The organism is Streptomyces niveiscabiei, assembly GCF_033794345.1.
Taxonomy (GTDB): Bacteria; Actinomycetota; Actinomycetes; order Streptomycetales; family Streptomycetaceae; genus Streptomyces; species Streptomyces niveiscabiei.
In genome coordinates this window covers 1-519 of sequence record NZ_JARAYJ010000133.1, presented here as the reverse complement: position 1 = coordinate 519, position 519 = coordinate 1, and the positions used below count along the sequence as shown (strand labels likewise).

1 protein-coding gene is annotated in these 519 nt (G+C 68.8%); it reads left to right on the top strand.

Annotated features, from left to right (window positions below; genetic code table 11):
• Nucleotides 1-19: 19 nt before the first annotated feature.
• Nucleotides 20-519 (top strand): FkbM family methyltransferase (locus PV682_RS44215; protein WP_319738631.1); only part of this gene is annotated, 500 nt, incomplete at its 3' end.

Sequence of the window (519 nt, the reverse complement as noted above, 5' to 3'; positions counted from 1 at the left end):
CGACTCTCGGAGACGCCCCATGAACCCTCTTCTTCGAGCCTTGCGGACGTACGTCCGCCACAACCCCGCCGGACCAGGCGTTCCCCAGCTCGCCGGCCAGTTGGACGAACACCTGAAGAACCACCCCGTCACCACGGTCACCCGCACCCGCTCCGGCGCCCGCTTCCCCGTGACGACCAGCGACGTCATCCAGCGCTACCTCTACCTCTTCGGCGCATGGGAACCCCACCTCACCTCCTTCGTCTCCCGCCGGCTCCGACCCGGAGACACCTTCATCGACGTCGGCGCGAACATCGGTTACTACACCGTCCTCGCCTCCCAACTCGTCGGCCCCGCAGGGCGGGTGGTGGCCGTCGAGCCCTCCCCCGACTTCCACCAGGCCCTGACCGGGAACGTCCTCCTCAACGGATGCGCGGACGTCGTCCGCACCGTCAACACCGCCGTCTCCGACACCCCCGGACGGCTGACCTTCTACCTGGAAGACCCCATGAACCTCGGCGGCACCACCGCCGTCCGGCC